The following is a 5,173-nucleotide window of genomic DNA, read 5'->3' as shown; positions in this document are numbered from 1 at the left end:
GTGAGGACGTACTTCAAATAAACCCTGCCGGAGGAGATGCGTCACGCCACTCGAATACGTGGCTGGACATCCAGCACCGATCTTGGTAAAAGCCTCCGCCGCGCCCGCGCAAGGCCGTCCGAACCGTGCAGCGTCCGGCCGGGGCCCTTGGCTGCATACAAGGAGATGCGAGAGCCGAGGGTGAGCCAAACCCCTCCCGCCACGGCGAGCAGGGCGGGAGGGCGCCGGGACACCCATGCCCTGGAGGGGGCAGGCACCCAGGGCGCAGCACAACCTCGCCACCGTCGACCGTCGACCGTCGACCGTCGACCAGGGTTCGTACGTCAGAACCGCTTACGCACACACCCTCGAAGAAACCGCAGAAGCATCTGTTACGGGGCCTTGAACCCGTTCGGCGCAGAGGCCGGAGGCGGCGAAGAAGCCGGGCGCCCGTGAGGCGCGAGGCTGCGGCCCATGCGGCTCTTGGACATGGATCGGAACTGCCGCCTCCGGGGGTCAAGGCTGCCTTGACGCATGCCCCTTACAAGGGAGGGTTACGGACATGTCTGCATTAGGCAACACGAGCCGATTTCGTTGCTTTCGAGCGTGATGCGAGGCCAGAGTGTGGCTCCTCGGCAGGACGCCGGGAACTGATCGCAGTCCGCCCGGCATACACGAGGCCGGGACGGGCTGACCGTTGAAGGAGCCATCCGCATGTCTGCTTCTCTCGCCACCCGCCGCACCCTCGCCGGCCTCCTGGCCGCCGGCGCCCTGATCGGCGCCGCGGCGGTGCCGGCCACCGCCGACGACCACCGGCGCGACCACCGCAGCCCCCACTCCTCCATCGTCATCGGTGACGTCGAGAACGCCGGCCGCGGCCGCGACAACCGCGCCCTGAACAGCGAATGGGTCGAGGTGAAGAACACCGGCCGCCACAGCGTCGACCTGCGCGGCTTCACCCTCACCGACAAGCAGGGCAACCGCTACCGCTTCCACGGCTTCCGTCTCGACGGACACTCCAGCGTCAAGGTCCACACCGGCAACGGCCGCGACACCCGCCGCGACGTCTACCAGGACCGCCGCCACCAAATCTGGGACGAACGCGACACCGCCACCCTCCGCGACAACCGCGGCAACGTGATCGACACCGAGTCCTGGGGCCACCGCGGACACCACCACCACCGCTAACCCGCTCCGGCAGCCACCCCCACAGGGACCGTGAGCTGCCCCCGGCTGAACTCTACGGCGTGCCGCGACTGACCAGTCGTGGCACGCCACACCCATACACACCGGCACCCAGCCTCCACACACGACGCCTGCTCACCGGGGTCCTGGGGACGGTCACGCGGCCCGCCCGCCCTTCGGTCCGCCGGCCGGCCCGGATACGCCCGGTGGAGCGACCCATTTCACCTCCCGTCTCGACGGGCCCGCCGCCTGCTCAGAAGCGCCGGGAGCGGGTGGCGGTCGGCGGCACCGCTGGCCCCGCAGGTCGATGAGGGACCCGGCGGGGTCGTGGTCGGAACTTCCCGCCCCACGTCTCGACAAGATCGAGGACCGCCTGCCAGTCCTCCACCAAACGATCTGGAACACGCCCTGGACATCCCCGCCGAGGGCCAGGAGGCGACCTCAATCGGGCAGGGGCTGAGGCTGAAGTCCCCGCGGGAACAGTCCACAGAAGGCCTCATGGGGACATGGCCCGAGCGGACATGACCAGGGTGCACACGTCGACAACCTGGTGTTCACCAGCACGTCACTGCCTGCGCGAAGACGCGGTCAGGCGGGCTGCCACAGCTCGACCCGATTGCCCTCAGGATCGGTGACCCAGCCGAATCGACCGATGCCCTCCATGTCCTGCGCTTCTTCGGCCACGTCCGCTCCCTTGGCGCGCAATTGCGCGAGCATCGCATCCAGGTCGCGGACCCGGAAGTTGAGCATCGTTCGCTGGGCGCGGGACCCGAAGTAGTCGGTTTCGGACTCGAACGTCGCGAACACCGTCAGCCCGGCTCCCTGGTGCCACAGGCCGTTCTCATCGGCGTCCAGGCCCAGGCAATCGCGATACCACGCGCTCAGGGCCGCCGGGTCGGTGGCGCGCATGAAGTATCCACCGATTCCAAGCACACGTTCCATGCCGCCATCTTGCCAGGACGGCGATCGGGCGGGCCGGCACCACACCACCGCTCTGCAGCGCAACCCGTGTGTGGATCTCGTCCGCTGTCCATCCGGTGACCTCGGGCAGCAGGCGGTACGTCGGGCCGCCGACCGGCTCGGCGTAGCCCTGGCCGGGCCGCAGACACCCGGATGGGGCCGTCGTGTTTCCCCGCCGAAGACCCGGCGCCGCAGCAGTTCTCCGTCCCGGTCCATGTGTCCCAGCCACCCAGCCGCCCATCCGCCACCGACAACGGGGACTTGCCCAGGGGCACCCTGGCTTGCCCTCGCTGTCGGCGGCAGGCTTGCCCGGCTTTCAGGTGGCCACAGAGCGGTTCACGCGCGAGCTTACGTACCGACCGCCAGTCCGAAGTCTGACCCTCCGCGGCTCCGTTCGCGCATCGCGAGAGGACAGCAGCGCTTGACGATTCCTCAGAACTTCTGGAGAAAAGTGCGTTTGGGTGAGGGCGGCCGGGTTAGACGCGTGATACCGGAAGCTGCCACCTGCGTGTAGGGGCTTCCGGAGCGCGCCTCAGCCGCAGGGCGACCTTCCCCCGGCGTCATGCGGCCGGCTCGCCTGCACGACGGGCTGCCGCCCGGTCCCGTACGGAACCCGGACGACCCCGGGTTCCCGGCCCCTCCCCAGCCGGGAACCCGAGGCCACCGGGCGAACCCCCGCCGACGGCGCTCGTACCGCCGCCCGCGGGCAACGGACCCGACGGCAGCAGCCCGGCACACCCAACCGCACAGACGCCTCCCGCGGCCGCCCCCTCGGCCGCCCGGCCGGTTGCAGTGGTGAGAACGGGGCGCAGGCACACCTCCGACGAGCAGCCGTCCCCGGGATCCACGGCCAACCCGAACGCATCACCAAGACCACGCTGGACGCGATCCGTCTCGACGGCTTCGCCGCGACCCGGCACCGCCCCGCGAACGTCGACTTCTTCGTGGCCCTGCTCTACGGCCACTGCGCCGTCGTACTGTGCGCGGCGGCAGCCCTGGCAGCGGCCCGACCCGATGTCCCGCTGCTCCTCACGGCCATCGCCGTGCCGGCTTCCTGATTCCTGTGTGGTACCGCGCGGCAGTATCAGCAACGGATCCGCAGCCGTCCGGGCACTGGTGAACACGGGACGCAAGCCGCTCGCCGAAGCCCGCGGCCTCCTCCTACCGGGCGATCTGGCCGCCGAACGCGAGATGTGGGCACTGGTCTCCAAGGTGTCCCGCTTGCCGCATCACGAACGTGCCAGGACTGGACCCCTTCCGAGTCAAACCACCCGAAGCTCACCGAAGCTGACTGGGGACAGCCGCTCCAGCCGGAACGCGGCGCAGCCTGGTGACGGCCCATCATCCCGCTGATCGGGCCGGTGAACCAGAGAAGCGGCACGTCAGCGAACCGACCGCTCGTAGACACGAGCGCCTGGCCCGCCCCCAGCCGGCGGGTGACCGGCGGTGGAGGGCGTCTCCCCTCCCCGCTCGGTCATCCATCCGCCCGACGGGAGCGGCCGGCGGCGAGTCGGCTGGGACGGGCAGTACATCGGCCTCGCCCACCAGCTGAACACGCGCAGGTCCCCCTCCGGCCGGTGATCCGGTGCACGGTTTCGCGCCGCTCCCAGTGGACATCATCGTGCGTCCGGGCGTATGTGCGGCTTCCTCGCCCAGATGCCCTGGCCGACCGCCGCCTCAGGAGCACATCGCTCCTCGTCCGGAAGGGTCACCAGAAAGTCCGATTATCGATCCTTGTGGGGGAACACAACGTGCCTTCCCATCAGTTCATCCAAGGACCCGGGGCGAGCCCGCACGACTCGTCCTCGACCGGCAGAACAACGGCAAGGAGAACCTGTGCGCATACTTTTCACCGGACCGGCTGCGGCCGGCCACCTCTTCCCGATGATCCCGACCGCGCAGGCCTTGCGCGCCGCTGGCCACGAGGTGCTGTTCGCGAGCTCGCAGCCGCTGAACCGGCTCCGCGAGGCCGGTTTTCCGATCGTCGAGATCGGCGACGGCCGTAGCATTCGGGACGTGTTCGAGCAGTCCACCGGCGAGGAGGTGCGCTACGTCACCCCCGACATGACCCCGGACCAGATCCTCGACACGGCGGCCCGCGCCTTCGCGCTCGTCTCCCGCCCCACCGTGGACGGTCTGCTGGAGGCCGCCGACAGCTGGCGTGCCGACTTACTGGTCTACGACTCCTTCCAGGCCTCGGCCCCGCTGGTCGCGGCCAAGCTCAAGATCCCGTCGGTGCTCCAGAATTTCGGCGTCACCTCCGGCCTCGACATGGTCGGCCGGCTCGCCTCCAACTTCACCGAAGCGTACGAGACGTACGGGGTGGCCGGCCCCGCAGAGCCCACCGCGCTGAACATCGTCCCCGCCTCGCTCGGCGGCGACCCGAACGGCCTGCGGATGCGCTACATCCCGTACAACGGCGGCGGTACCGTCCCCGCCGAGCTGCTCCGCCGCGGCTCCCGCCCGCGCGTCGCCGTCACCCTGGGCACCGTACTCACCGAGCTGGACGGCGTCCGTGCCATCGTCCGCCTGATCGAGGCCGCCGCCTCGGTGGACGCCGAGTTCCTGCTCGCCGTCGGCGAGGCCGACCTCACCCCGCTCGGCACCCTCCCGGACAACGTCCGTCCCCTGCCCTGGATCCCGCTCGCCGAGCTGCTGACCGCCTCCGACGCACTGATCCACCACGGCGGCGCCGGCACCCTGCTCACCGCCCTGCAGGCCGGCCTGCCCCAGCTCCTGCTCCCCCAGGGCGCCGACCACTTCACCAACGCCGACGCCCTCACCAGGACCGGCGCCGCACTGCGCTCCGCCTCCGAAGACGTCGACGCCCCGCTCCTCACCCGCCTCACCATCGACCCGGCCCTGCGCGAAGCCGCCGCCCGCCTGCGGGCAGAGAACGCCGCCCTGCCGACCCCGGCCGAAACGGTCCCCGCCCTGGAGACCCTGGCCGCCTCCTAGGGGGTGTCTTCAAAGGGTTCTGATGGGGAATCATGTGTCGCATGGTGCGTCGTCATGAACTGTCGGATCTGGAGTGGGAAGCGTTGTCCGC

The 5,173-nt window shown here is 70.0% G+C and carries 3 protein-coding genes; 2 read left to right on the top strand and 1 reads right to left on the bottom strand.

Annotated features, from left to right (window positions below):
• The first annotated feature begins 693 nt into the window (after positions 1-693).
• The gene (locus AB0D48_RS37065; RefSeq protein WP_362407661.1) at positions 694-1,167 is read left to right on the top strand and encodes a lamin tail domain-containing protein; all 474 of its coding nucleotides are present in this window, start codon (positions 694-696) and stop codon (positions 1,165-1,167) included.
• A 585-nt stretch (positions 1,168-1,752) separates the two neighbouring features.
• Here AB0D48_RS37065 and AB0D48_RS37060 read toward each other — a convergent pair.
• Positions 1,753-2,106 carry a VOC family protein gene (locus AB0D48_RS37060; RefSeq protein ID WP_362407658.1) on the bottom strand — a complete coding sequence of 118 codons (354 nt, stop codon included), beginning with the start codon at positions 2,104-2,106 and terminating at the stop codon, positions 1,753-1,755.
• Positions 2,107-3,960: 1,854 nt separating this feature from the next.
• On the opposite strand from AB0D48_RS37060, the gene AB0D48_RS37055 reads away from it, so the two are divergent.
• On the top strand, positions 3,961-5,082 hold the full coding sequence (locus AB0D48_RS37055) for a nucleotide disphospho-sugar-binding domain-containing protein (RefSeq protein WP_362407655.1): 1,122 nt from the start codon (positions 3,961-3,963) through the stop codon (positions 5,080-5,082).
• Positions 5,083-5,173 lie beyond the last annotated feature (91 nt).

Origin of the sequence: Streptomyces sp. NPDC048269 (assembly GCF_040652395.1) — a bacterium.
Taxonomy (GTDB): domain Bacteria; phylum Actinomycetota; class Actinomycetes; order Streptomycetales; family Streptomycetaceae; genus Streptomyces.
Note: the sequence above shows the minus strand (reverse complement) of the source record. Positions and strands in the feature narration are given on the sequence as shown.

Excerpts from the sequence above, each read along its gene's own strand:
- AB0D48_RS37065 (WP_362407661.1), top strand. The coding sequence starts at position 694 with ATGTCTGCTTCTCTCGCCACCCGCCGCACCCTCGCCGGCCTCCTGGCC.
- AB0D48_RS37060 (WP_362407658.1), bottom strand. The coding sequence starts at position 2,106 with ATGGAACGTGTGCTTGGAATCGGTGGATACTTCATGCGCGCCACCGAC.